19 protein-coding genes are annotated in these 23,817 nt (G+C 37.3%); 10 read left to right on the top strand and 9 right to left on the bottom strand.

What is annotated here, in order from left to right; genetic code table 11:
- Positions 1-104 precede the first annotated feature (104 nt).
- The 5 genes from nagZ (at position 105) to NST91_RS21655 (ending at position 4,695) form a co-directional block, all read left to right on the top strand.
- Positions 105-1,829, top strand: a complete 1,725-nt coding sequence (nagZ, locus tag NST91_RS21675) for a beta-N-acetylhexosaminidase (protein WP_341332789.1) — start codon at positions 105-107, stop codon at positions 1,827-1,829.
- Between the two features lie 155 nt (positions 1,830-1,984).
- Positions 1,985-2,191, top strand: a complete 207-nt coding sequence (locus tag NST91_RS21670) for a helix-turn-helix transcriptional regulator (protein ID WP_341332788.1) — start codon at positions 1,985-1,987, stop codon at positions 2,189-2,191.
- A 41-nt stretch (positions 2,192-2,232) separates the two neighbouring features.
- The gene (locus tag NST91_RS21665) at positions 2,233-2,610 is read left to right on the top strand and encodes a permease (protein ID WP_341332787.1); all 378 of its coding nucleotides are present in this window, start codon (positions 2,233-2,235) and stop codon (positions 2,608-2,610) included.
- A 145-nt stretch (positions 2,611-2,755) separates the two neighbouring features.
- A complete protein-coding gene (locus NST91_RS21660) occupies positions 2,756-4,024 on the top strand; it encodes a hypothetical protein (RefSeq protein ID WP_341332786.1) in 1,269 nt (422 codons plus the stop codon).
- A gap of 119 nt (positions 4,025-4,143) precedes the next feature.
- Positions 4,144-4,695: a cupin domain-containing protein gene (locus NST91_RS21655; protein ID WP_341333583.1), complete on the top strand. Its 552-nt coding sequence runs from the start codon at positions 4,144-4,146 to the stop codon at positions 4,693-4,695.
- A gap of 94 nt (positions 4,696-4,789) precedes the next feature.
- Here NST91_RS21655 and NST91_RS21650 read toward each other — a convergent pair whose 3' ends face one another.
- The 8 genes from NST91_RS21650 to NST91_RS21615 all read right to left on the bottom strand — a co-directional run bounded on the left by NST91_RS21650 (position 4,790) and on the right by NST91_RS21615 (position 17,036).
- Complete coding sequence (locus NST91_RS21650) at positions 4,790-6,454, bottom strand: BCCT family transporter (RefSeq protein WP_341332785.1); 1,665 nt, start codon at positions 6,452-6,454, stop codon at positions 4,790-4,792.
- Positions 6,455-7,946: 1,492 nt separating this feature from the next.
- Positions 7,947-9,062, bottom strand: a complete 1,116-nt coding sequence (menC, locus tag NST91_RS21645; RefSeq protein ID WP_341332784.1) for an o-succinylbenzoate synthase — start codon at positions 9,060-9,062, stop codon at positions 7,947-7,949.
- A 20-nt stretch (positions 9,063-9,082) separates the two neighbouring features.
- On the bottom strand, positions 9,083-9,889 hold the full coding sequence (locus NST91_RS21640) for a GNAT family N-acetyltransferase (protein ID WP_341332783.1): 807 nt from the start codon (positions 9,887-9,889) through the stop codon (positions 9,083-9,085).
- Between the two features lie 151 nt (positions 9,890-10,040).
- The gene (locus tag NST91_RS21635; RefSeq protein WP_341332782.1) at positions 10,041-10,466 is read right to left on the bottom strand and encodes a DUF2935 domain-containing protein; all 426 of its coding nucleotides are present in this window, start codon (positions 10,464-10,466) and stop codon (positions 10,041-10,043) included.
- Between the two features lie 190 nt (positions 10,467-10,656).
- A complete protein-coding gene (locus tag NST91_RS21630) occupies positions 10,657-11,925 on the bottom strand; it encodes a TRAP transporter large permease (protein ID WP_341332781.1) in 1,269 nt (422 codons plus the stop codon).
- The gene (locus tag NST91_RS21625; protein ID WP_341332780.1) at positions 11,925-12,401 is read right to left on the bottom strand and encodes a TRAP transporter small permease; all 477 of its coding nucleotides are present in this window, start codon (positions 12,399-12,401) and stop codon (positions 11,925-11,927) included. Before NST91_RS21625 ends, NST91_RS21630 begins: the two co-directional genes overlap by 1 nt.
- A 264-nt stretch (positions 12,402-12,665) precedes the next feature.
- Positions 12,666-13,703 (bottom strand): TRAP transporter substrate-binding protein, encoded by a 1,038-nt coding sequence (locus NST91_RS21620; protein ID WP_341332779.1) that lies wholly within the window; start codon positions 13,701-13,703, stop codon positions 12,666-12,668.
- A 1,116-nt stretch (positions 13,704-14,819) separates the two neighbouring features.
- Entirely contained in the window at positions 14,820-17,036 is a 2,217-nt protein-coding gene (locus NST91_RS21615) for an outer membrane protein assembly factor BamB family protein (protein WP_341332778.1), read from the bottom strand.
- Between the two features lie 482 nt (positions 17,037-17,518).
- On the opposite strand from NST91_RS21615, the gene NST91_RS21610 reads away from it, so the two are divergent.
- Entirely contained in the window at positions 17,519-18,082 is a 564-nt protein-coding gene (locus NST91_RS21610; RefSeq protein ID WP_341332777.1) for a tyrosine-type recombinase/integrase, read from the top strand.
- 43 nt (positions 18,083-18,125) lie between these two features.
- On the opposite strand, the gene NST91_RS21605 is transcribed toward NST91_RS21610, so the two are convergent.
- Positions 18,126-18,818 (bottom strand): universal stress protein, encoded by a 693-nt coding sequence (locus tag NST91_RS21605; RefSeq protein ID WP_121447805.1) that lies wholly within the window; start codon positions 18,816-18,818, stop codon positions 18,126-18,128.
- Between the two features lie 345 nt (positions 18,819-19,163).
- Here NST91_RS21605 and NST91_RS21600 point away from each other — a divergent pair, with 345 nt between their 5' ends.
- From NST91_RS21600 to NST91_RS21585, 4 genes are read left to right on the top strand one after another with little or no spacing between them, the layout of a single operon-like run.
- Complete coding sequence (locus NST91_RS21600; protein WP_341332776.1) at positions 19,164-21,578, top strand: Na+/H+ antiporter subunit A; 2,415 nt, start codon at positions 19,164-19,166, stop codon at positions 21,576-21,578.
- Complete coding sequence (locus tag NST91_RS21595; RefSeq protein WP_341332775.1) at positions 21,562-21,987, top strand: Na(+)/H(+) antiporter subunit B; 426 nt, start codon at positions 21,562-21,564, stop codon at positions 21,985-21,987. Before NST91_RS21600 ends, NST91_RS21595 begins: the two co-directional genes overlap by 17 nt.
- A complete protein-coding gene (locus NST91_RS21590) occupies positions 21,987-22,325 on the top strand; it encodes a Na(+)/H(+) antiporter subunit C (protein ID WP_099364023.1) in 339 nt (112 codons plus the stop codon). Before NST91_RS21595 ends, NST91_RS21590 begins: the two co-directional genes overlap by 1 nt.
- The gene (locus NST91_RS21585; RefSeq protein ID WP_341332774.1) at positions 22,318-23,808 is read left to right on the top strand and encodes a Na+/H+ antiporter subunit D; all 1,491 of its coding nucleotides are present in this window, start codon (positions 22,318-22,320) and stop codon (positions 23,806-23,808) included. Before NST91_RS21590 ends, NST91_RS21585 begins: the two co-directional genes overlap by 8 nt.
- Positions 23,809-23,817: the final 9 nt, after the last annotated feature.

Below are 23,817 nucleotides of genomic sequence, written 5' to 3'. Positions count from 1 at the left end.
TGGTGGGTCACAGGGACAGGTCCCGTGTCCCAAAAACGAATGTAACGTTTCTGCTGTTAAAAGAGTCTAATACTATAGAAGAAAAACTTGCAGGGAGGTAGCCTATGTTGAAAAAAGGAATATTAACAAGTTTGATTGGTATACTTTCCGTTGTTGTAGTGGTTGCAGCTGTTTATATGTATGTTGAAAAAGGTAACAAACAGCAAAGTGAACAGAGTGCTCCAAGTGAGGAGTCGACTCAGCAACCAGAAAAAAATGAATCTGAGACATTGCCAGAAGGAACAGCAGAAGAAAAACCAGATTCCTTAGAACAAGTTAAGGAAATTTTTTCAATTTCTAAAACAGGGAAGGTTCCGCACACTCCTTTTATAGCAGGACAGACAAACATTCAAGAAATACACAATCAATGGGGAGAGCCGCCAACTATTGACAAAAGCTCGATTGGGGACTTCGTGGTGTATCCTGATCATGACGTAACAATTGGGATTAAGAATAAGACTGCTTTTGACATCCGTTCCTACGACTCGGATTTAATGGATATTCATTTAGAAGATATTCAAAAAGCGATAGGCGAGCCAGATGAGGTTAAATATTATAAAGATGAAAACGTAAACCAAGTAATTTTCATCTATCAAGTCAATCCTACTTTTCAGTTGAAGTGGATTTTACCGAAACCGACTGAACAAAAGCCTAACCCAACTGTTCATCATATTTCTGTGGTGACAAACCTTCAACAATCGGTTGATAAAGGTGAAAGTGAAAACCAAAGTTTAGATGAAAAAATTGGTCAAATGATTTTTGCTGGGATTTCCGGTACAACGATGAGCCAAAATATGAACCAGTTAATTACGAAATACCAAGTAGGAGGCATCATTTTTAATGGGGATAATTTAGTATCTCCGAAACAAACTGTCAACTATTTGAACCAAATAAAACAGGCTAATGAAGGTAAAATTCCATTATTTTTTGGTGTGGATCAGGAAGGCGGTCGAATCTCAAAGTTGCCAGGAGGTTTAATCACCTTCCCGACAAATCTAGAAATTGGAAAGATAAATGATCCAACCCTCTCGTATGAAATCGGCACAGTCCTTGGAAAAGAGCTTAAAGCATTTGGGTTTAATGTGGACTTTGCACCTGTGCTTGATGTTAATAGCAATCCTGATAACCCTGTTATTGGTGACCGTTCGTTTAGCAGTAATCCAGAGATTGTGAGTAGTCTTGGGATCCAAACAATGAAAGGGCTGCAGTCACAGTCTATTATTTCCTCAGTCAAGCATTTTCCAGGGCATGGGGATACACATGTTGATTCGCATCTTGAATTACCTAGGGTTGGAAAAACGCGGGCGGAGCTAGAAAGTCTGGAATTTATTCCATTTCGGAAGGCTATTAAAGAAGGAGCAGATATGGTAATGGTCGGCCACATTTTAGTCCCGGCGCTTGACAACACCTATCCGTCCTCCATGTCTAAAACCATAATCACCGATATTCTGCGGAAAGAACTAGGTTTTAATGGAGTAGTCATTACCGATGATTTTTACATGAAAGCAATCACCAATGATTACGATATTGGTGAGGCAGCGGTTCAATCAATTAAGGCCGGAAGTGACATTATCATGGTGGCACATGACTACAACAGTGTGGTTCGGGTCCATAATGCGATTAAAAGTGCGATCAAAAATGGTGAAATATCCGAAGAGAGAATCGATGAAAGTGTGACTAGGATCCTCCAATTGAAAGAAAAGTATCAGTTAAGCGATAAAAAGTCTGTACAAGTAAATATAAATAAACTTAATCAATCCATACAAAAAGTACTCGACAAAAATTCATAGTGAGACGGGTTACTTAGTGGGGGTCTAAATTGTGATTTTGCAAGAGAGTTAGTTCAAGTGACTAACTTTCTTTTTTTGCCTAAAAAAATGTAAAGGAAACTTGACGTAAAGGAAGCTTTACATTATGATGAATAATATAAGAGGTGGTGAATGGGTTGCAAAATAAAGTATCAGATTTTAGGAAAAAACACGGTTTTTCGCAGGATCGACTTGCTGAAAAATTGGGTGTTTCCAGGCAAACGATTATTTCAATTGAAAAGGGCAAATACAACCCTTCTCTTCCCTTAGCATTAATTATGGCTGAAGTTTTTGAAACGAAGGTTGAAGACATTTTCATTTTAGAGAAAGAAGATTATAAATAAGGATTTATTCTTGACGAAGTCATATTAAAGGAGGAAAAAAGATGGGAAATTCACGAGTTCCATTTATCGTGTTGGGTATTTTGTTTACCGTGATGTCGGTTTTTTTACTAATTGTTGGGATTATGGCTAATTCATCACCCGCACCTATGGCTTTTATGACAATGGCTATGGCAGTCATGAGTTTTTGTTTGGCATATTTGTATCCACAATTTAAGCAAAAGGATGAACGCATGAAACTTATCCGAGAGAAAGGTATTTTCGCCTCTTTTTTTGCGATGATGATTTTTCTAATTGCTTTTAACATTGGTTTACAATTTGAATTGATTGCTTTAACTGCAGCACAACTGATCAACATCCTCACAACATTATTAATCTCTACGATGTTTATCTCCTTTGTCATTTATTCAAAAATATACTAGGTCAGAGGGACCGGAATACCGACTACCCATTATTTGCTGCACTTAAAGAAGTGCAGTTTTTTATTAACCTGAAATTGGTAAAATGTGAAACCGTTGGGTGAGTAATTCGTAGTTATTATCGAAGCAATATATTGGAGGTGGCAATATGGATAAAAGAACTCGGGAGTTAGTTGATTTTACAAAAGAAAAGTTTGGGTTGTGGGACTATTATTTAGAAACTTACAGTTTCAATCGAAGTGTCAATATTTTTAATGAGACGGTCTATACAATGTCAATGGAATGGTTTCCTAATCATTGTTTGGGACAAGAGTATGAGGATGAAAATCCAGTTGGAACGGCAGTTATCACAATCGATGTAAATAGTCGTAACTTTGAAAGTGTAATTTTCGTGATGGGTCAGACGTTTGCCACAAACGGGATAAACTTCTCTGATAAAAATGACATTATAAAATGGGTTGAGCAGGAGACAGGATTAACGTTTGAGCAGCAATTCCAGTTACATAAGGAAGAAGAGGGAGAGCTACATTTTAAAGAATGCATTAATGGTGTTGCTGTTTCGCCTTCTGGAATGATTGAGGTCAATTTCGATCAGGAGGGTAGGCTAACTTTGTTTTCTGCACATGGTCATTTTCCAGCGAAGGACATGGTGAAAATAGAACCTTATACATTGACCTTTGAGAAAATTGAGGAAATCGCAAAAAATCAAGTGAAGTTGATTGATTTTCCGTTAATGGAACAACAACGACTAGTCTCCGCTTATGCAGTAGAAGAACTTTATGTACGGAATGACCAATCAGCCACAATCCCTTTTGAAGTTATCGTGGATGTTAGAGGATATATGAAAATAGATAAAACGTTGGATTGGGATGAGCCGATTGAGGATTCTTCATTTGAAAGAAACGAGATAACTTGGCATGAAGAGGTTTCGGCTGACCAAGCATTTTCAGGCGAGCCCTCACCTGATACACTACCAATCACAGAGACAGAGCAAGAAATGTGTACGATAGAGGTCCGGGATTTTTTACGAAGGGTATATCCCAGTGATTCTGGAGTCTGGATGTTAAAATCACTTCATCGCGAGTCGGGGTATATTCATGCGATAGTAAGAGCAAACAAGCAGGATAAACGCGTATTTCAGCGGAAAGTTAATGTCATGATTGATTCTGAAAGTCTTCAGGCTGTGAATTATATGGATAACCAGATGATGTTAGAGATGTTTGATGAATTTGAAGAACCCGAGAAAGTGATGATAAGCAAGGATGAGGCCTATGAAAAGGTCAAAGGAAAGTTCGAATTAGAGCCTTATTACGTGTATGACTTTGACCAAAATCAATATGTCCTGTGTGGAAAAATAGATTGCCAATTTGCCGTTCATGCATCAACAGGAGAAGTTCTCCTTTTAGATGAATTGTAAGAATGTGGGTCGCAGGGACAGGTCCCTCCGTCCCGCATAATTGACAAATAATTTGGGTACCGTTCACACTCTCTCTTGCATAGGATATTTTAGCAATTTGAGGAGGGATATTGAAGAAAATGAATTATGTAACATATGGATACCCCTATCACTATTACCACCAACATCATCACCACCATCCATATTACACGAATGTTCCTATGCATTACTGGAACTATTGGGGATACTATCACCCGCATATGGGAAGGGAAATGCGCGAATTTAATGATCAAGGTAAGCAGCCATTTGTAGTTAATATCAATGAAGCTTCCAAGCAAAACAATACGTTTCGCACCGCGATTTGGACAGGTACTCACCTACAGGTAACATTAATGAGTTTACAACCTGGAGAAGATATCGGCTTAGAAATACATCCTGATGTGGACCAATTCCTACGTGTTGAACAAGGCAATGGAATTGTTCAAATGGGGAAAAACAAAAATCAGTTAGACTTTGTAAGACAAATTGCTGACGATTCAGCCATTATTATTCCAGCAGGGTATTGGCACAACCTAACAAATACAGGAAATGTTCCAATAAAACTATATTCAATCTATGCACCACCAAATCATCCTTTCGGTACTGTCCATAAAACAAAAGCAGCAGCAATGGAGGCTGAACACGAACACTAAGCTATTGGACTCTAATGATAGAAAAAGTGGGTCAAGGGACCTGTCCCTGCGTCCCATTAAAAAGGGCAGAGCCGAAATGGGCTCTGTCCTAGATTTATTTTTTGTCATCTTCAAAATGGGCATCGATTGGCCCCTTTTGGTCTTGTTCGCCAGATGCTTTCCCTTTTGCTTTTTTCTTCCGACGCAAGCGTTCAAGAATTTTACGATAATTTAACTCAATCGTTTTTGGCTCATAATAATCGGATGCCATGATATCACGGGTGGATGCTTTTAGAAAGGACCAACCAAGCATGACCATGATAAAAAGGAGAGGGAAGCCTCCGACGATACTTGCAGTTTGCAAGGTGCCGAGTCCGCCGATAAACATCAAAGTTAGTGGCATTATACAGAGGGCAAATGCCCAAAATAATCGGTTCCACCTTATTGGTTCATCTTTAACCTCCTTTTGTACAACAGACGCTAACACATAAGAGCTTGAATCGAAAGTTGTAGCAAGAAATACTATAGCAAGTACAGTGAATACGAGGACCATAAACCATGAAAACGGAAGGCTCTCAATAACATCTAAAATAGCAGGAGAAGCTCCTTCTGTATTCAATGTATTAATAATATCCATTTCTCCTGTAAGTTGGAGATGCATCGCGTAATTTCCTAATACACCAAAGAATAAAATACTTCCGATTGTACCATAGATCATCGTCCCAAGAATCATCTGTTTAATCGTACGTCCACGTGAAATTTTGGCAACAAATAGACCGACAAATGGGGCATAGACAAGCCACCATGCCCAATAGAACACCGTCCAAGTTTCAGGGAAGGAGGTTTTCTCAAATGGGCCCAATGAATTAAACGGCTCTGTCCATGTACTCATATGAAAAAAGTTATCCAATAAAAGACCAATACTATTTACTGTTGTTTCTAACATGAATCGAGTTGGCCCAAATAAAAAGATAAAAGCCAAAAGAAAGAAAGCAAGATATAGGTTTACATCAGAAAGAATCTTTATTCCCTTTTTTAATCCTGTATAAGAGCTAACAGCAAAGATAACAGTCACAAATAATAAAATAATCGTCTTTACAGTCATGTTCACATCAATGCCGGTTAGACGATAAATACCCTCAGCAATCATCGGAGTGCCTAGGGCAAGCGTCGTTCCGGCACCACCTATAAGACCAAACATAAATAAGATATCGATTATGGTACCAATAGGACCGTCGGCTAGTCTACCAATTAATGGCCGTGTCGCTTCGCTAATTTTTAAGACAGGTTTTTTTCTAACATAATAAAAATATGCAATTGGTAAGGCTGGAAGTGTATAAATCGCCCAAGCAATTGGTCCCCAATGAAAAATCCCATAGGTGGTTGCCCATGCAATGGCTTGCTTTGTGCCAGGTTCTACTCCAAAGGGAGGACCTTGAAGGTAATAAGCCCATTCGATTGTTCCCCAATATAATATGCTAGAGCCAATCCCAGCACAAAATAGCATGCCAGCCCAAGAGAAATCATTAAATTCGGGCTTTTCTCCTTTATCCCCAAGCAATATCTGACCGTTTGCACTAAATGAAACATAGATGAGAAAAAAGAAAATGACAATTCCAACTAGCAAATAGAGCACACCGAAGTTTGTGGTCACATACGTATTCGCAGCATTAACCACCTCTTCACCTTTTTTAGGAAAGAGGACGAGAGGAATCGTAACCAACATCAATAATGAAAATGCGCCAATAAAAGTTGGCCAATCAATCATCCTGTTTTTCATTCACAACCCCCACCTTAAAAAACTGTTTTTGGTAGTTTTTGCAACTTGAAGGATAATATACTAATGCTTCTAAGCACGAGTTAAATAAAGATGTAGCCATTCTATTCTATTCATGAAGGGTACACACATTATAAGCTGGTTGGGGCAACAGGTGGCTAAAAGTAAATGGTATTGAAAACGTGCCGGGTGTAGTAACGGCTGAGGATAAGTGCACTTTACGAGGGTGTTATCAACGAAGTAAAAGATCATCGGTTCTGGCAATGGCAGCTAGTTTAGTCCTTTCAGGAAAAACATCAAAAGGTAAGAAAGAGTGCCTCTTAAAAATTTTTTTACGTATGCTTTTATCACTTTTTTTACTTAAAAACAATACGCAAGTGGATAATATTTACATTTAATATCTCTTTTGAAATCAATTCTACCATTCTTTGGATTTTGCGAATGCATTTATACTGCCAATCTATTAAAAAGCATACGTAATTCTTGTTTACGTATGCTTTTATCACATTTTTACTTGAAAACAATACACAAGTGGATAATATTTACATTTATTGTCTCTTTTGAAATCATTTCTACCATTCTTTGGATTTTGCGAATGCTTTAGTATAGTCAATCAATAAAAAAGCATTCGAAATTCTATTTTACGAATGCTTTTATCATATTTTTTCTTAAAAAGGATACACAAGTGGAGAATTTTTACATTTTGTATCTTTTTTTAAATCGTTTCTACCATTCTTTGGATTTTGCGTATGCTTTTATATAGTCAATCTATAAAAAAGTATACGTAATTCTATTTTACGAATGCTTTTATCATATTTTTTCTTAAAAAGGATACGCAAGTGGAGAATTTTTACATTTTATATCTTTTTTGAAATCAATTCTACCATTATTTGGATTTTGCGAATGCTTTTATATAGTCAATCTATAAAAAAAGCATACGAAATTCTATTTTACGAATGCTTTTATCATATTTTTTCTTAAAAAGGATACACAAGTGGAGAATTTTTACATTTTATATCTTTTTTGAAATCAATTCTACCATTCTTTGGATTTTGCGAATGCTTTTATATAGTCAATCTATAAAAAAGCATACGTAATTCTATTTTACGAATGCTTTTATCATATTTTTTCTTAAAAAGGATACACAAGTGGAGAATTTTTACATTTTATATCTTTTTTGAAATCAATTCTACCATTCTTTGGATTTTGCGAATGCATTTATATAGTCAATCTATAAAAAAGCATACGTAATTCTTGTTTACGAATGCTTTTATCATATTTTTTCTTAAAAAGGATACACAAGTGGAGAATTTTTACATTTTATATCTTTTTTGAAATCAATTCTACCATTCTTTGGATTTTGCGAATGCATTTATATAGTCAATCTATAAAAAAGCATACGTAATTCTATTTTACGAATGCTTTTAACTCTTATTTGCTTAAAAATGATACACATGTGTATAGTTTTTCCATTTATTATCTCTCTTGGACTATCTTATTCATAATTATGAAATGTTTCACTATAGAGCATGAGATCCTCTATTTTTTCCATGTTAGGTTCGAAGCCAATTCCAAGCCCTGTAGGAACCTTAATATATCCATCTTTCATCGTAACTTCTGGAGTAATAATATCCTCTTTCCAGTAGTGGGAAGAAGGGGCTGTATCACCTGGTAACGTAAAGTTTGCTAGACTAGTAATGGCGATATTATGTGCTCTGCCTATCCCGGCCTCGAGCATTCCACCACACCACATCGGGATCTTGTTCTCTTCACAAAGCTCATGAATTTTTAAGGACTCTGTTATACCTCCTACACGACCAATTTTAAGATTGATGATTTTTCCACTGCCAATCTCAATTGCTTTTCGAACATCTTCAACTGTGTGAATGCACTCATCCAGACAGATTGGGGTATTTAACTCTTTTTGCAGTCTGGCGTGATCAATGAGATCGTCATAGCTTAAGGGCTGCTCGACCATCATTAAATTGAACTCGTCCAATTGTTTGAGGTAAGGAATATCATTAATGGTATATGCACAGTTCGCATCCGCCATAAGCGGAATCACCGGAAATTCCTTACGAATCGCTTTTAAAATATTCATATCCCAACCTGGCTTAATTTTCACCTTAATACGCTTGTAACCTTTTGTTACAAAGCCTTCGATTTTTTGAAGAAGCTCCTGTTCAGACTTTTGAATTCCGACACTTACTCCAACTTCTATTTTATCCTTAATGCCGCCGATCGCTTTAGTCAATGAGATGCCATTTTCCTTAGCATATAAATCCCAGATGGCACCATCAAGGGCCGCCTTTGCATTATAGTTTCCACGCAAATCCTTGAAAGCTTTTGACACATCTTCTGGGTGTTTAAGCTCTGTTTCCATGAGCTTCGGAATTAAAATATCCTTAAGCATATGCCAGTTTGTTTTAACTGTTTCTTCGTGGTAAATGGGAATTGCGTCGGAGACTGTTTCTGCCCAACCAGACAAACCACTTTTTGATTTGACCTCAACTAAAATAAAGTCTTTATCCGTAATAGTTCCTACACTCGTTTTAAAAGGGTGGAGCAATCTCATTCTCATATATCGTAAAATAATACTTTTAATTTCCAAGTCAATTCTCCTCAAAAAAATTATTTTTCCAAAAGGTACATATACTGACTTTTCTTCTGGGGGTCCTTTACTAAATCTGTTACAACCCATCCGTGTTTTAAATAATGTGTAAACACCTGTTTTGTTTTTTCTCTCCATAATATGGCGGTATTGAAGTTCATCCTTTTAATTTCTTGAAAATTGCCAGGTACCGGTACTAACAAAGCATCACTATTTTCCTCTAAGTTTATATCCCCGGGAATTAGGGAGCCATCTTGAAATTCCACATTTATTAAGAGTGGTAACTTGCTTATTTCGTAGTTTTTACTTCCACGTTTTACTTCTTTTACGGCCCATTCAACAACGAAACGATCAGTGGAAAGACCGTCATTCATGCCATCCGTCATTTCCCCGTATGCATTTTCGATATAAGCAGTACATGTTGCCCCTAATTTATGTAGGTTCAAATTACCATTTACTGTTTCAAGAGGATCATAGGTCCACGAAATTAAATCATATCCTATCTTCATTGCCAACGCTCGTTGTTCATGCTTTAATTTTTCACCGATACCTAACTTGCGAAAATCAGGGTGAATTCCTAAACTATGAGAAACAAGGTAGGGCTTAATCCCATCAAAACCTGGGAAACTATATTGAAAACCAATCAGTTGCTCCTCGTAGAAAGCACCTAAAATAAACCCACCGTTCTTAATCGTTGCTGCAGTATGACTAATCGGAACCGTATCCTCCGGACTCCAAACGGTCGATTCTAATTCATGAACCTGATGTAATTCTTCGATTGATTTTATATTTTTGATAATCATGGAAGATATAATATCTTGTTGCATCGTTTGCCTCCTGTCGTTGCGACTCAAATATATAAACACATACATATTATTATAAAATGAATAGAAGAAATTATCGAATTTTAAAAGAGGGGGAGTGGAAGAAGAGCATAGAAAAAGGGCCTTCACCCACTATTTAGGAAAACCCTTGAAATTATCTCTGATACAATATCGTCTGCGCCACACCAATAAAATACTCTGATTCTACAATAAAATGATTCATTACAACTTTGGCAGTTGGATTGGAACTAATTGGCTTACTTTCTTCAGTCATCGTTCGGCAAAATTGAATAAACTGCTCACTTTGCTTCAAGCAAAAAGAGGTTAGTTGAAGAATATCTTGATAGAGTGCTTGTGAAACCTGTCCCTGTGTTCGATTCACTGTTTCAATGTATCTCACAACTTGTTGATGGGTGTGTTTAAATGACTTTTCCCATTCCTTTAATGCGTCCACATATTTTTGTTCAAGATTCGTCACAAGTTCCCTAATAACAACAGTATGTTCTTCTTCTTGATGTTTCCAAAATTCAGCCTCATCCAAAACACGCAATGGCATCTGATTACCGTAATAAAATTGCATTTCTTTTCCCCCTCCAATGATAAAGTTACTATCATCTAATGTATATGAAGAGGTTGTCAGATTATTAGTAAATTGCAAAAGGCTTCCATTACTTAATTTAAATGCTCAGTTCATTTATTAGAAATACTAAGTAGGCGCAAAAAAAGTGCTTGTATCCATAAATTATTTGGATACAAGCACTCCACTATTTTTATTTATCCAAGAAGAACAAACTCAATTCAGGTACGAAACTAATTATGATGATGTCGATAATTAGAATAATCAGGAATGGAATAATTGCCCGAACGATTTTTTCTAATCGTAAGTTTGCGATATTGGATGCTACGAATAGGTTAATACCAACTGGTGGTGTAATGAATCCAATTGCAAGGTTTACAACCATGATGATCCCGAAGTGAACTGGATCGATGCCAACAGCTGTTGTAACCGGAAGCAAGATTGGTGCCATGATGATAATCGCAGCAGATGTTTCTAAAAATGTACCTACAATTAATAGAATTAAGTTAATGATAATTAAAACGATAATTGGATTATCTGAAATTGCAAGTAGCGCATTTGTAATTGACAGTGGAATCTGTTCCCTTGTCAAAATAAATCCAAAAATCGATGCACACGAAATGATAAACATAATAACTGCAGATGTAACAGCTGATTGAATAAAAACTTCAGGAAGGTCCTTCCATTTAATTTCCTTGTAGATAAACAGACCAACTATTAATCCATAAACAACAGCGACAACGGAAGCTTCAGTAGGAGTAAACACTCCACCATAGATACCGCCAAGAATAATAACTGGCATCAATATCGCAAGAATGGCTCTGTTAAAGGATGTGAAGATTTCTTTAACTGAACTTTTTTCTTCTTTACCGTACCCGCGTTTTCTAGAAATAAAGTACGCAACTAGAATTAAAGATAGACCAACAAAGATACCAGGGATAATTCCTGCGATGAATAAATCACTGATTGATGCCCCAGCGATAACACCAAATAAAATCATTGGTACGCTTGGAGGAATCATAACACCGATTGTTCCACCTGCAGCTTGAATGGCAGTAGAGAAGCTCTTATCATAGCCTTTTTGAACCATTGCTGGAATCATGATAGCTCCAACTGCTGCTGTTGTTGCCGCACCAGATCCTGAAATAGCAGCGAAGAACATACATGTTACAACAGAAACCATCGCTAAGCCACCATGCATTCTTCCAACAATCGTCATTGCAAAATCTACGAGTCGTTTAGAAATCCCGCCAACCTCCATTAACTTACCTGCAAGGATGAAGAAGGGAACAGCCATCAATGTGAACGAGTCTGTTGATGTAAACATTTTTTGAACTATAACCATTAATGGAACATTATCTTGAATCATAAGCACAATCATAGAAGCGAGTCCCAGGGCAACTGCGATTGGTACATTAATGAAGAAAAGGACGATTAATATCCCAAATAATAACCAAGCCATTAGTTCTTCGCCTCCTTTTTCCATTCAGTAATTACGACATAAAGTAGATTGATAATAAAAAGAACACTTGATATCGGAATTACTGTATAGATATATCCCATCGGTATTTGAAGAACCGGAGACTTCTGAATCATGCTTCGGCCGATAAAGTCGAAACTATGGACGATAATCTGCCAAAAGAAAAAGATAACAAGAATTGAAATAACTACATTTAGTATTTTTTTTACGGTTGGTCCGAAAGCGTCATAGAGAATTTCAACCCCAGGGTGTGCTTTTACACTCATTCCATAACCTGCTCCCAGGAACGTCGTCCACACGAGTAAGTAACGACCTAATTCCTCTGTCCATGCCAAGGGCTGTTCAAGAACGAATCGGAAAAGCACTTGTAAAAAGACAACGACTACCAATAAAAAAAATAGGATGATTAGTATCCATTTAAAAAATCCGTTTATTAAATCTACTATCTTTTTAATCACCTTTATTTCCCCTTATTATCTAATTAAATGCGCATTAGCGGATTTTCGCCGAGATTTTTTAGGCCCACACGAGGTGGGTCACAAAGACGTTGCCACAGGAAGTGGCGTTCTTAGTCTTTGATCTTACGCTATAAAAGCTTCCTTTGAAAATCGCTTGTCTCCGCCGTAGGCTTTTAACTTTATTCAGTAGGGGTTCAAACCCCGCCTGAATAAAGTTAAAAACTTGGATTGTGCTGGGCACTCACCAAGTTTTTTTTATTTAGATTAATTTCCGTTTAAGATTGCTTCGATGTTTTCTTTACCAAAGTCTTTTTCGTACTTTTCATATACAGATTGAATTGCGTCACGGAAAGGTTGTACATCAACATCTTCGATAACTTCCATACCGGCATCTTTTACTACCTGTAAAGAATCAGTGTCAGCTTTTGTGCTAAGTTCACGAACTTTATCACCCGCAATTTTTGCTTCTTCCTTAAGAATATCTTGGTATTCAGCTGGAAGTGTATCAAAAACTGATTTACTGAACATGACAACTGCAGGTGAGTAAATATGACCTGTTAATGTCATGTATTTTTGGTTAGCATCATAAAGCTTGTACGTATCAGCAATGATTAATGGGTTTTCTTGTGCATCAACGACTCCTTGTTGAAGAGCAGTTAGTGCTTCGTTCCAAGCCATTGGTGTTGGTTGAGCGCCAAGAGCATTGAATGCATCTAAGTGAATTTGGTTTTCTTGTGTACGGATTTTTAATCCTTTTAAGTCTTCAGGCTTTGTGATTGGGTGTTTGCCGTTTGTGATATGACGGAAACCATTTTCAGCCCAAGCAAGACCCACAAGTCCTACATCTTCCATACCAGCTAATAGATCTTGACCAACTTGTCCATCAAGTACGCTGTATGCATGTTCTCTTGATTCAAATAAGAATGGTAAATCAACGATTCCGATTTGTGGATAGAAGTTTGCAATTGGGGCTGTTGATGAAATTGACATATCAGCAGTTCCAAGTGTAAGTGCTTCTGTTAGTTCTCTCTCTGCACCTAATTGGTTAAGTGGGAAAATTTCAATTGTAACTTTTCCATCAGTACGTTCTTTCACATTTTCAGCTAAATCAAGTAATGCAAGATGATAAGGATGTTCTTCTGTTTGAGAATGTCCTGCTTTAAATGTGTATGTTTTTCCTTCGTCTTTAGCGCCATCAGATGTTGATTCGCCTTCGTTACTGGATTCATTACTTCCACATGCTGCTAAAACTAAAGCAAACACGAAGAAGAGTACCATCCAGGAAAGTTTTCTTCCTTTCATGATAAAGCCCCCTATTTTCAGAAAATTTTATACGATATTGAACATTATAACATCTATTTTTCATTTTTCTACAATATTTCGTGTTTTTTGATAATTTTTTTAATGAAAGCGTTAAAGGACAATAGAGTATCTGCATTTTATTACAAAATATGCATTCAAGAATTTCTATATTTTCATTAATAGCCAATGCTTTTACAACTTTTACAATGTGAAATATGTGTAAATGTCTACCCGTAGATTAAGCTAAATAGTGTAAATAGGAGTTCACAAAATTATAGGACTAAATTACTGAATATAACGAAGTTTTAATTTTAGATATTATATTTGTATATCTTTCTTAATTAATTGATCGATAAAAAGAGTATGGCACTGTGAATTCCGCTGTTGATAAGTCACAATATATCTTAAGGAAGCTTCAGTTATTTACGAATTAGTGATTATGCCCTTCATAGTGGCGATGAAGAGGAAACCGGTCGAATATTTTAGTGGTTTTGCCTTTCATAGTGGTGGTGAAGAGGATAACGATTAAATATTTTAATGGTTTTGCCCTTCATGGTGGTGATGAAGAGGAAACCGGTCAAATATTTTGGTGATATTGCCCTTCATGGTGGCGATGAAGAGGAAACCGGTCAAATATTTTAGTGGTTTTGCCCTTCATAGTGGCAATGAAGAGGAAACCGGTCAAATATTTTGGTGATTTACCCCTTCATAGGTGATGAGGAGGACTTTAAGCTAAAGTCCTTATCCGGTCAAATACTTTAGTAGTTTTGCCATTCATAGTGGTGGTGAAGAGGAAACCGATTAAATATTCTAATGGTTTTGCCCTTCATAGTGGCAATGAAGAGGAAACTGGTCAAATATTTTGGTGATTATGCACTTCATGATGGCGATGAAGAGGAAACCGGTCAAATATTTTAGTGATTTACCCCTTCATAGGTGATGAGGAGGAATTTAAGCTAAAGTCCTTATCCGGTCAATGAAGTCCCGAGCGAGGAGGAGGAAGCAAGCTAAAGTCTTTCATCCACGTCAATAAAAACCCCAGCGAATCGATACCAAACATTAGTTAACAAACACCAACAAAAAAAGGGAATCGTTATCAAACGATTCCCTTTTCTGTTATTTACCAAGACTTTGTAAATATTCAACTAATGCATCAATTTGATTATCATCCAAGCTGTCCTTAAATGGAGGCATTCCAGCGCTACCATTTTTAATTTGATTAATTAAAGCGTCCCTGTCTTGGAGCATTTCACTCTTCTGTAAGTTTGGTCCGTTGTGACCACCTTCACCGTTGTCACCGTGACATGCCAAGCAGTTGTTTTTGTAAATGTCTGCGCCTTCATGTGCAGTTGATCTATCACTTTCTTCTGCATCTTGTTTCTTATCGGTAGCGGAAGGATCATTTGCTGTTGGTGATATGTTGATTTTATCTTCAGGTATATCTTCTAGAGATGCATACGCACCTTCAAGTGAGAAGGTATAGATTTTATCTCCATGTGTTGTTCCTGCAAGTGAGTTACCAGCAGCAAAAATTGAAATATATTGCTTACCATCAATTTCATATGTGATAGGAGGTGCGTTTGCTCCGGCATCCATTTTAAACTCCCATAATTCGTTCCCGTTAGTTGCGTCGAATGCGATGATTCGGCCATCGTTATGACCTGTAAACAAGAGATCTCCTTTTGTTGTCAATAGACCGCTATAGGCAATTTGATCCCAATGTTTTTGCCATACAATTTTGTTTGTTTTAATATCCATGGCTGTTACCACACCACGGCCAGGAGCTCCATTAACAGGCTGCCATATACTACCAAGCCAAACTTCGCCTTCTTTATAATTATTCGCCTCATCACCTTCACGATGTGAGTATGAAAAATACGTATCATTTGCTAATAAATAGAACAGCTCAGTATTTGGGTTGTAAGCTGAAGGTGGCCAGTTTGCTCCACCTTGTGGTGACGGTTTTAATGTAACAAACTCATCCCAGAACGGTGTGAAGATCGTACCGATTTTTCCTTTCCAACCCTCAGGAAAATCTTTTTTAACATCTTCTTCTGTGACTCCCTGTGGAATAAAATTATCTCCAACCGGGAACGGCTGAGTGGCCGCTGTTTTTTGTCTTTCATCCTGTGGTACTGGTTTTTCTTCAATGCCGATCAGTGGTTCACCGTTAGTTCGGTCCAGTATGTAGAGCCAGCCAGTTTTTCCAGCTTGTGCAATACCTTTTCTCATCTTTCCTTTCATTTCTACATCAAATAAAACTACAGGGTTTGGCGCATCCATATCCCAAATATCATGGTGTACTTCTTGGAAATGCCATTTGTACTCACCCGATTTCGCATCTAATGCAAGAACGGAATCGGCAAATAAATTGTCACCTTCACGAGTGCTTCCATCTAGGTCAGCAGATGGATTACCAGTTGAGAGATAGAGAAGCCCTAACTCTGGGTCAATTGCTGGGGTTTGCCATACAGCTGCTCCGCCTCTTTTCCATGCATCAGTGTCTTGCGGCCAGGTATCATGTCCAACCTCACCTGGTCCAGGAACCGTATGGGTTTTCCAAACTTCTTTACCCTTATCAGCATCAAATGCAGCAACGAAACCGCGGATTCCATATTCACCTCCAGCAACCCCTGTGTATACCAATCCATCAAAATAAAGTGGGGCACTAGTGATGTTATATCCTTTTTCCCAATCCTCAACTTTCGTTTCCCAAACAAGTTCGCCTGTTTTTTGATCTAATGCAACTAGTCTTGCATCTAATAGCCCGACAAAGACTTTTCCATCTCCTAATCCAACACCACGACTTGTCCATCCACAGCAGACCGTATCTAAGTTCGCTGCTAATTCAGGGCGATATTCCCAAATTAATTCACCAGTTCTAGCATCAATTGCTTGAACATCATCAGCACCGGTAATGGTGAACATAACCCCGTCATAGACAATTGGAGTTGCTTCGCCTGAATATTTAAATTCATAACCTGAGCCGAGACTTGTAACCCATTCAGCTTTTAAGCCTTTTACATTTGATATGTTGATTTTGTCTAGCGGAGAGTACCTACCATTGAAGATATTTCCACCATGTGTAATCCAATCTCCTGTTGGTGCCGCCGTCAAATCCTCAGCTGAAAATTTCGGGGCAACTTTTCCAGGATAATCCTTATGTTGTACTGAAAAATGCTTATTCTTGTCTACTTTCTGCTTTTCTTTTTCTTGGTTTTCGACTCCTTGTTCAGCTTGTTCTTCTTTGCCGATATTATTTGAAATCATTACACCAGCTCCGATGGCAATTACAACAAGCAGGACAATAATAACCCATCCAAACCTTTTCATCCCGTAAAACTCCTTTCCATTGTGATAATAGTGAAAATTAATCAAATGCCGCTTAGCGTACTATCGCCAGATTCTTAGGCCCACACGAGGTGGGTCACAAAGACGTTGCCACAGGAAGTGGCGTTAGTAGTCTTTGATCTTATGGTCGAAAAAACACCTCCGAAAAATCATGGCGTCCGCCTAGGGCTTTAACTTTATTCAGTCCAAATTCTCCTTCTGAATAGTTACTATTAGTGCACTCATCCCACTACATATAAAGTGGTGGACTTTTCCTGAATAAAGTTAATAAGATTTTTTATAATTTGCCCTGCTCCAAATAAAATAATCCAATTTATTAGCTGAAAATTTGAGATTTTAGCAGTACATGGTGTTATTCAATAAAAAGTGAGGGCATTTCTCTAAAAAATTTGTAAGCATGATTCTTGTCATGTTACTTAATGTATGTTAGTTTTAAGTTATGTAACATTAGTAGGGGGATATCGATGGAATTTGTCGATCCAATTAAAGACGTAAATAAAATAAATGAAATTAAGGAAGTGCTTAAAAAGCAATCCCATCGGGACTTATTATTTTTTGTATTTGGGATCAACACAGGATTAAAGGTTAGTGATTTACTTTCATTACGTGTTGAAGACGTATGGGGTGAATCTGGAATGAAGGATTTCCTCTATATAAATGACATAACAAGTGGGGAAGTTAAAGCTTTCTATTTAAATAATATGATAAAAAATGAACTTACTGAGTATTTAAGTTCACAAGAATACGAAGGCAGTGATTTTTTATTTAAATCAAAGAAGGATAATCTACCAATTTCCAGACAGCAGGCATACCGGATTATTAATCATGCTGCTAAAGAGGTGGGAGTTTCTGGGAAGATCGGAACGCATACTCTTCGAAAAACATTTGGCTATCATGCATACCTAAAAGGAATTGCAATTTCAATATTAATGGATATCTACAACCATCATTCACCTTCCGAAACGTTCAAATATATCGGAATTAATAACGAAGAGAAGCAATTAGTGAAAGTGGACGTAAACCTATAAATAAAAAAAAAGTACAAAAAAACTCCGCATGATAGCGGAGTGGTCATAAAAAGTCATCATCGTCGTCTAAATTTGTGTTCATTTCTACATTTGTAAAATCGGAAACGATATCCTCTTTCACTTGGACCTGTAATGTCTTCTGGTCTTTCATGAATTTAAATATTCCATTATTAAAGTCTGTACCGAATTCCTTAAAGAAGATCCCTTCATAAAGGACACTTTTTGTATGTTTAAAGATGAGGCGGTAAACATTACCCTCCTGGACTAGGTATGCACGAACACCTTTGTCAAAATGGCCTTCAGTGTTTTTAAGGTAACGGGCAACAGATATGATATGAAGATCTACAAAAGGAATCTCTCTTAACAATGAATTTATAATTGAACCTTTTGCGATTTGTTCCCAACGACTTTGTGCGGTTTGGCCAAGAATTATTTGGGTAACATTTTTCTCTCTTGCAACATCTGCGATTACTTTTGAAATTGGTCTTTTTTCATTGTCCTTGATAATAAACGCATCCGCACTATGTTTGTCAGCTAACTCTTTCCATCTTTCAATATAGCTTACCTTTTCAGGGTCGAGATCATCGAAAGGCTTTGGATCAACAGTTAAGATATAAAGTGGACAATCTAGCATTTTTGCAATCTTGCAGCCACGTTGGATGAGACGTTCACCATTTGGGCCATAATATACACAGACAAGGATACTCTCGTCCATTCGCTCTTTTATTAATTTCATTATTACTCACCTCGAAGTTGATGTGAAATCATTGGCCTAGCCAACTTCCGTTTCATAAATAACAAGCAAATAAGGAACTACTAAAGGATAAACCCTTAATTTAGCTGGGCTTACATTTATCACACCACCTATTAAAATTCACTTAGCTAATTAGATCCGATATTTGAGTATATCGAGGCAACCGCTAAGCTATATTTCAGTAGGAAATTAAATAGCTACTGATTACAAAAGTTATTAAAAAATGTTCTTTAATTTATAAACTATGTATGACTATATCGCATGCTACAAAATGAGTCAATCCATTCAGCCATTTTGTAAAAATCATCCACTAAGGAGGCGATTCCAATGTATTGGTTCCATTTTTTAATCATGCTACCATTTATTTTCGCCGTGTTTGTTCCTATATTATATAAGAAGTTTTGTCCTCGCATTCATACGGGCTGGTTCGTGATCTTGGTGCCACTCCTGATTTTTGTTTATCTTATTACATTTATTCCCAACATTTCTAATGGGAATACCATTATTACAAGCCTTCCTTGGATACCTTCCTATAATATTAATTTTACTACCTATATCGATGGATTAGGTTTAATGTTTGGATTATTAATTACGGGTATTGGTGCATTGGTTATTTTATATTCCATTTTTTACTTATCAAAAGAACGTGAAGCACTTCATAACTTTTACGTGTATTTACTGATGTTCATGGGAGCCATGCTTGGCTTAGTATTTTCTGATAATATCTTTGTTCTTTATGTATTTTGGGAACTAACAAGTGTATCTTCTTTCCTATTAATTGCCTATTGGTATGAACGTGAGAAATCACGATACGGTGCGCAAAAATCTATGCTAATTACAATTTTTGGTGGATTAGCGATGCTTGCGGGACTTGTAATGATTTCAAGTAACTCCGGAACCTATAGCATTCGTGAAATGTTGATGAATACTGATGCGATAACATCGAGTGCTTTATTCGTACCAGCAATGGTATTAATTTTATTAGGTGCTTTTACGAAATCAGCTCAATTTCCTTTTAGTATTTGGCTCCCAGATGCAATGGAAGCTCCGACCCCTATTAGTGCCTATTTACATTCAGCCACAATGGTTAAAGCAGGTATTTATTTAGTTGCACGATTAACTCCTGTTTTTGGTGGCTCATCTGAATGGTTTTGGATTGTTACGGGAGTAGGTTTAATTACATTGCTGTACGGATCTGTTAATGCGGTACGTCAGACAGATTTAAAAGCTCTATTGGCATACTCAACGATTAGCCAATTAGGCTTGATCATGAGTCTTCTTGGTCTCGGGTCAGCTGCGATGTATTTCGGTTTGGGGGATGAAACAGCTGTATACGGCACAGCCGTCTTTGCAGCACTGTTTCATTTGCTGAATCACTCGACATTTAAAGGGAGTCTCTTTATGGTAGTCGGGATTATTGACCATGAAACAGGGACTCGTGATATTCGAAGGTTGGGTGGTCTTATTCATCTTATGCCTATATCCTTTACGCTAATGGTGATAGGCGCCTTTTCAATGGCTGGACTGCCTCCATTTAATGGTTTCTTAAGTAAGGAAATGTTTTTTGCAGCGGTCAATAATGCAGCAAAAATGGACTTTTTTAACATGGGAACGATAGGCGTATTAATTCCTATCATTGCTTGGATCGCCAGTGTTTTTACATTTATCTACTGTATGATACTTGTATTTAAAACATTTAGAGGGAAATATAAGCTCGATAATTACCGAGTTGTTCATGAAGCGCCACTTGGAATGTTAATACCTCCGATAATTTTAGGGTCACTCGTGATTCTCGGTTTCTTTTTCCCGAATCTGATCTCACAGTATTTATTAAAACCGGCGTTAACGTCAGTATTGCCGATGCTTACAGAGGCAGATGTGTTGAGGTTGAAAATAACGGCGTGGCATGGTTGGAATCAGGAACTTTGGATGACAATCGGGGTAGTTGTTCTCGGAACGATTCTCTATCTCAATATTAGAAAATGGTACCGGGTTTACAAGTTTTACCCACAGTCATTAACAATTAACCATATCTATAATCTTTCTTTAAATAAATTGGAACAGATTTATGGTTTGATTACAAACTTTTATATGACAGGTTTTATTCGTGATTATCTTGTTTATATCTTTGGTTTCATGATTATCGTTGTCGGGGGATCAATCTGGTTATTTGATGGGATTTCCTTTGATTCATCAAATGATAATCCGGCTACACTATTTGAAATCGCGATTATGATCGTTTCTGTAGTTTCAGCTGTCACCGTTCTATTTGCAAAATCAAGAATTTCTTCGATTGTTGCAGTGGGAGCACTAGGATATTTAGTGGCATTTTTCTTTGTCTTATTCCGTGCACCAGATCTGGCTTTGACTCAACTGGTTGTGGAAACCGTCACAACCGCTCTTTTCCTATTATGTTTTTATCACTTACCGCAATTGCGAAAAGAAATTAGTCGAATCCCGTTTAAGGTAACGAATGCGGTCATAGCTATTGGGTCAGGAGTAGTCATCACACTAGTGGCATTATCTGTGAATGGAAATCGATTATTTGATTCGATTTCAAGCTACTATGAAAATGCCTATGAACTTGCAGGAGCCAAGAATATCGTCAATGCTATTCTAGTGGATTTTAGAGGTATTGATACAATGCTTGAGATTCTGGTGTTAAGCATTGCAGGATTAGGAGTTTATTCATTAATAAAGCTACGTTTAGTAAAGGAGGGTTCAGATGAAAGAGCCGAATGACGTCATTATAAGAAGTATCACTAAGATTGCGGTTATTATTATTTTTACATTTGCAATCAACTTGTTTATTTCTGGTCATCACCATCCAGGCGGTGGTTTCATAGGAGGCTTGACCTTTTCAGCCGGATTGGTCCTTCTGTTCCTAACCTTTGATATAGAAACGGTTCGCAAAAATTTGCCCCTCGATTTTAAAGTGGTTGCTGCGATCGGAGTATTAATTGCAGTTGGCACAGGGGTCGGAAGCTTGCTATTTAATGAGCCATTTTTAACCCAAACATTTGGATATATTGAGCTCCCTGTTTTCGGAGAAACAGAGCTTGCTTCAGCGGTTTTGTTTGATGTAGGTGTCGCCTTGGCGGTCATTGGAACATCACTCACAATTATTATGAGTATAGGTGATGATCGATAATGGAAACATTAATGTCTATTCTTGTCGGGATTTTATTTGCAATCGGGGTTTATCTTATCTTAACGAAAACTCTATTACGAATCATATTAGGAACATCTATAATCGGTCATAGTGTGAACCTACTCATTATTACAATGGGGGGCCTCGAAAAGGGTGGACCTCCGCTACTGGGAATAAAGGGATTATCCTATGTAGATTCATTACCACAGGCACTACTTTTAACAGCAATCGTCATCAACTTTGCGACCACTGCTTTATTTTTAGTGCTAAGTTACCGTGCGTATAAGGTTTTAGGCACGGACGATACGCAAGCATTGAGAGGTAAAAACGATGGGTAATTTAGTTATTATTCCAATAATCATCCCTATTCTTATTGGGATGATTATGGTTATTTTTCGAAAAAATATCATGCTGCAGAGGGCGCTTAGTATAGTTGCAGTAGTAAGTATATTTGCGGTTTCATTGGTACTGATGCAACAAATAAAAATAGATGGAATTCAGGTTCTCCAGTTAGGTGGATGGGAAGCGCCATTTGGTGTAAGTATGGTTGCAGATATGTTGGCTGTTATTTTGGTTATGGTCACTAGCATTGTGGCATTGTGCTGTCTCATTTATGCGTTTTACACAATTGGGAGGGACCGAGAACTATTTTATTTTTATCCGCTCTTTTTATTTTTAATTACAGGTGTTAATGGTTCCTTTCTTACAGGGGATATTTTCAACTTATTCGTATGTTTTGAAGTCATGCTTGTTTCATCCTATGTCTTAATTTCCTTGGGTGGCACGAAAATACAGCTTAGGGAATCTATCAAATATATATTAGTGAACCTGATTTCTTCCTTCTTATTTTTAGTAGCTGTTGCCTATTTATATGCGATGACAGGTACATTAAATATGGCACATCTTTCAGTTCGCATTGCTGAGGTCGGTCAGGACGGTGTTATGACGACAGTCGCAATCCTATTTTTGATTGTGTTTAGTTTAAAGGCAGGACTGTTCCTTTTCTTTTGGTTACCGGGTTCATACAGTGCACCACCAACAGCGATTGCTGCAATCTTTGCAGCGCTGTTAACAAAGGTTGGAATTTATTCGATTATGAGAGTATTCACGCTTGTGTTTTACCATGAACCAGAAGTGACACATCTATTAATCGGTGTTTTAGCAGCTATTACGATGTTGCTTGGAGCCTTTGGGGCCGTGGCTTATTGGGATATTAAAAGGATTATAACGTACAATGTGGTCGTAGGAGTTGGCTTTATTTTAGCAGGGGTTGCATCGTTAACTGCTGAAGGGATAACCGGATCTATTTACTACTTAATCCACGATATGATTGTAAAGGCACTTATCTTTCTTTTAGGAGGAACTATTATTTATCTGACTGGGTCTAGTAATTTAAAAGAATTCAGTGGTTTAATGCGCCTACAACCAAAATTCGGGTGGATGTTTTTCGTTGCAGCTTTGTCACTCGGAGGATTACCACCCCTTAGTGGATTTTTAGGAAAAATATTTATTACAGAGGGGACCTTCGCAACGGGCTATTTTTGGCTTGGTGGAATTGGTCTGCTCACAAGTTTAATGGTTCTTTACTCTGTGATGAAAATTTTTATGAATGGATTCTGGGGTTATACTGACGTACCAGAGGAAAGCGCAACTAAGTCTTTAAAAGGATTATTATTACCTATGGGCATTCTTACCGGCTTGACAATTACGCTTGGATTAGGGACTCAAGGGATTAGTGAGTATGTTGACCTTGCGGTTGAAGTGATTATGAATCCATCTATCTATATTGAGGCGGTCTTGGGTAGTGCCTTTATTGAATAAGTTTTTTGA

Source organism: Ferdinandcohnia sp. FSL W7-1320 (assembly GCF_038050315.1).
Classification (GTDB): domain Bacteria; phylum Bacillota; class Bacilli; order Bacillales; family Bacillaceae_L; genus Ferdinandcohnia; species Ferdinandcohnia aciditolerans.
Note: the sequence above shows the minus strand (reverse complement) of the source record. Positions and strands in the feature narration are given on the sequence as shown.

Excerpts from the sequence above, each read along its gene's own strand:
- nagZ (WP_341332789.1), top strand. The coding sequence starts at position 105 with ATGTTGAAAAAAGGAATATTAACAAGTTTGATTGGTATACTTTCCGTT.
- NST91_RS21665 (WP_341332787.1), top strand. The coding sequence starts at position 2,233 with ATGGGAAATTCACGAGTTCCATTTATCGTGTTGGGTATTTTGTTTACC.
- NST91_RS21660 (WP_341332786.1), top strand. The coding sequence starts at position 2,756 with ATGGATAAAAGAACTCGGGAGTTAGTTGATTTTACAAAAGAAAAGTTT.
- NST91_RS21655 (WP_341333583.1), top strand. The coding sequence starts at position 4,144 with ATGAATTATGTAACATATGGATACCCCTATCACTATTACCACCAACAT.
- NST91_RS21650 (WP_341332785.1), bottom strand. The coding sequence starts at position 6,454 with ATGAAAAACAGGATGATTGATTGGCCAACTTTTATTGGCGCATTTTCA.
- NST91_RS21640 (WP_341332783.1), bottom strand. The coding sequence starts at position 9,889 with ATGCAACAAGATATTATATCTTCCATGATTATCAAAAATATAAAATCA.
- NST91_RS21635 (WP_341332782.1), bottom strand. The coding sequence starts at position 10,466 with ATGCAATTTTATTACGGTAATCAGATGCCATTGCGTGTTTTGGATGAG.
- NST91_RS21630 (WP_341332781.1), bottom strand. The coding sequence starts at position 11,925 with ATGGCTTGGTTATTATTTGGGATATTAATCGTCCTTTTCTTCATTAAT.
- NST91_RS21620 (WP_341332779.1), bottom strand. The coding sequence starts at position 13,703 with ATGAAAGGAAGAAAACTTTCCTGGATGGTACTCTTCTTCGTGTTTGCT.
- NST91_RS21615 (WP_341332778.1), bottom strand. The coding sequence starts at position 17,036 with ATGAAAAGGTTTGGATGGGTTATTATTGTCCTGCTTGTTGTAATTGCC.
- NST91_RS21610 (WP_341332777.1), top strand. The coding sequence starts at position 17,519 with ATGGAATTTGTCGATCCAATTAAAGACGTAAATAAAATAAATGAAATT.
- NST91_RS21605 (WP_121447805.1), bottom strand. The coding sequence starts at position 18,818 with ATGAAATTAATAAAAGAGCGAATGGACGAGAGTATCCTTGTCTGTGTA.
- NST91_RS21600 (WP_341332776.1), top strand. The coding sequence starts at position 19,164 with ATGTATTGGTTCCATTTTTTAATCATGCTACCATTTATTTTCGCCGTG.
- NST91_RS21595 (WP_341332775.1), top strand. The coding sequence starts at position 21,562 with ATGAAAGAGCCGAATGACGTCATTATAAGAAGTATCACTAAGATTGCG.
- NST91_RS21590 (WP_099364023.1), top strand. The coding sequence starts at position 21,987 with ATGGAAACATTAATGTCTATTCTTGTCGGGATTTTATTTGCAATCGGG.
- NST91_RS21585 (WP_341332774.1), top strand. The coding sequence starts at position 22,318 with ATGGGTAATTTAGTTATTATTCCAATAATCATCCCTATTCTTATTGGG.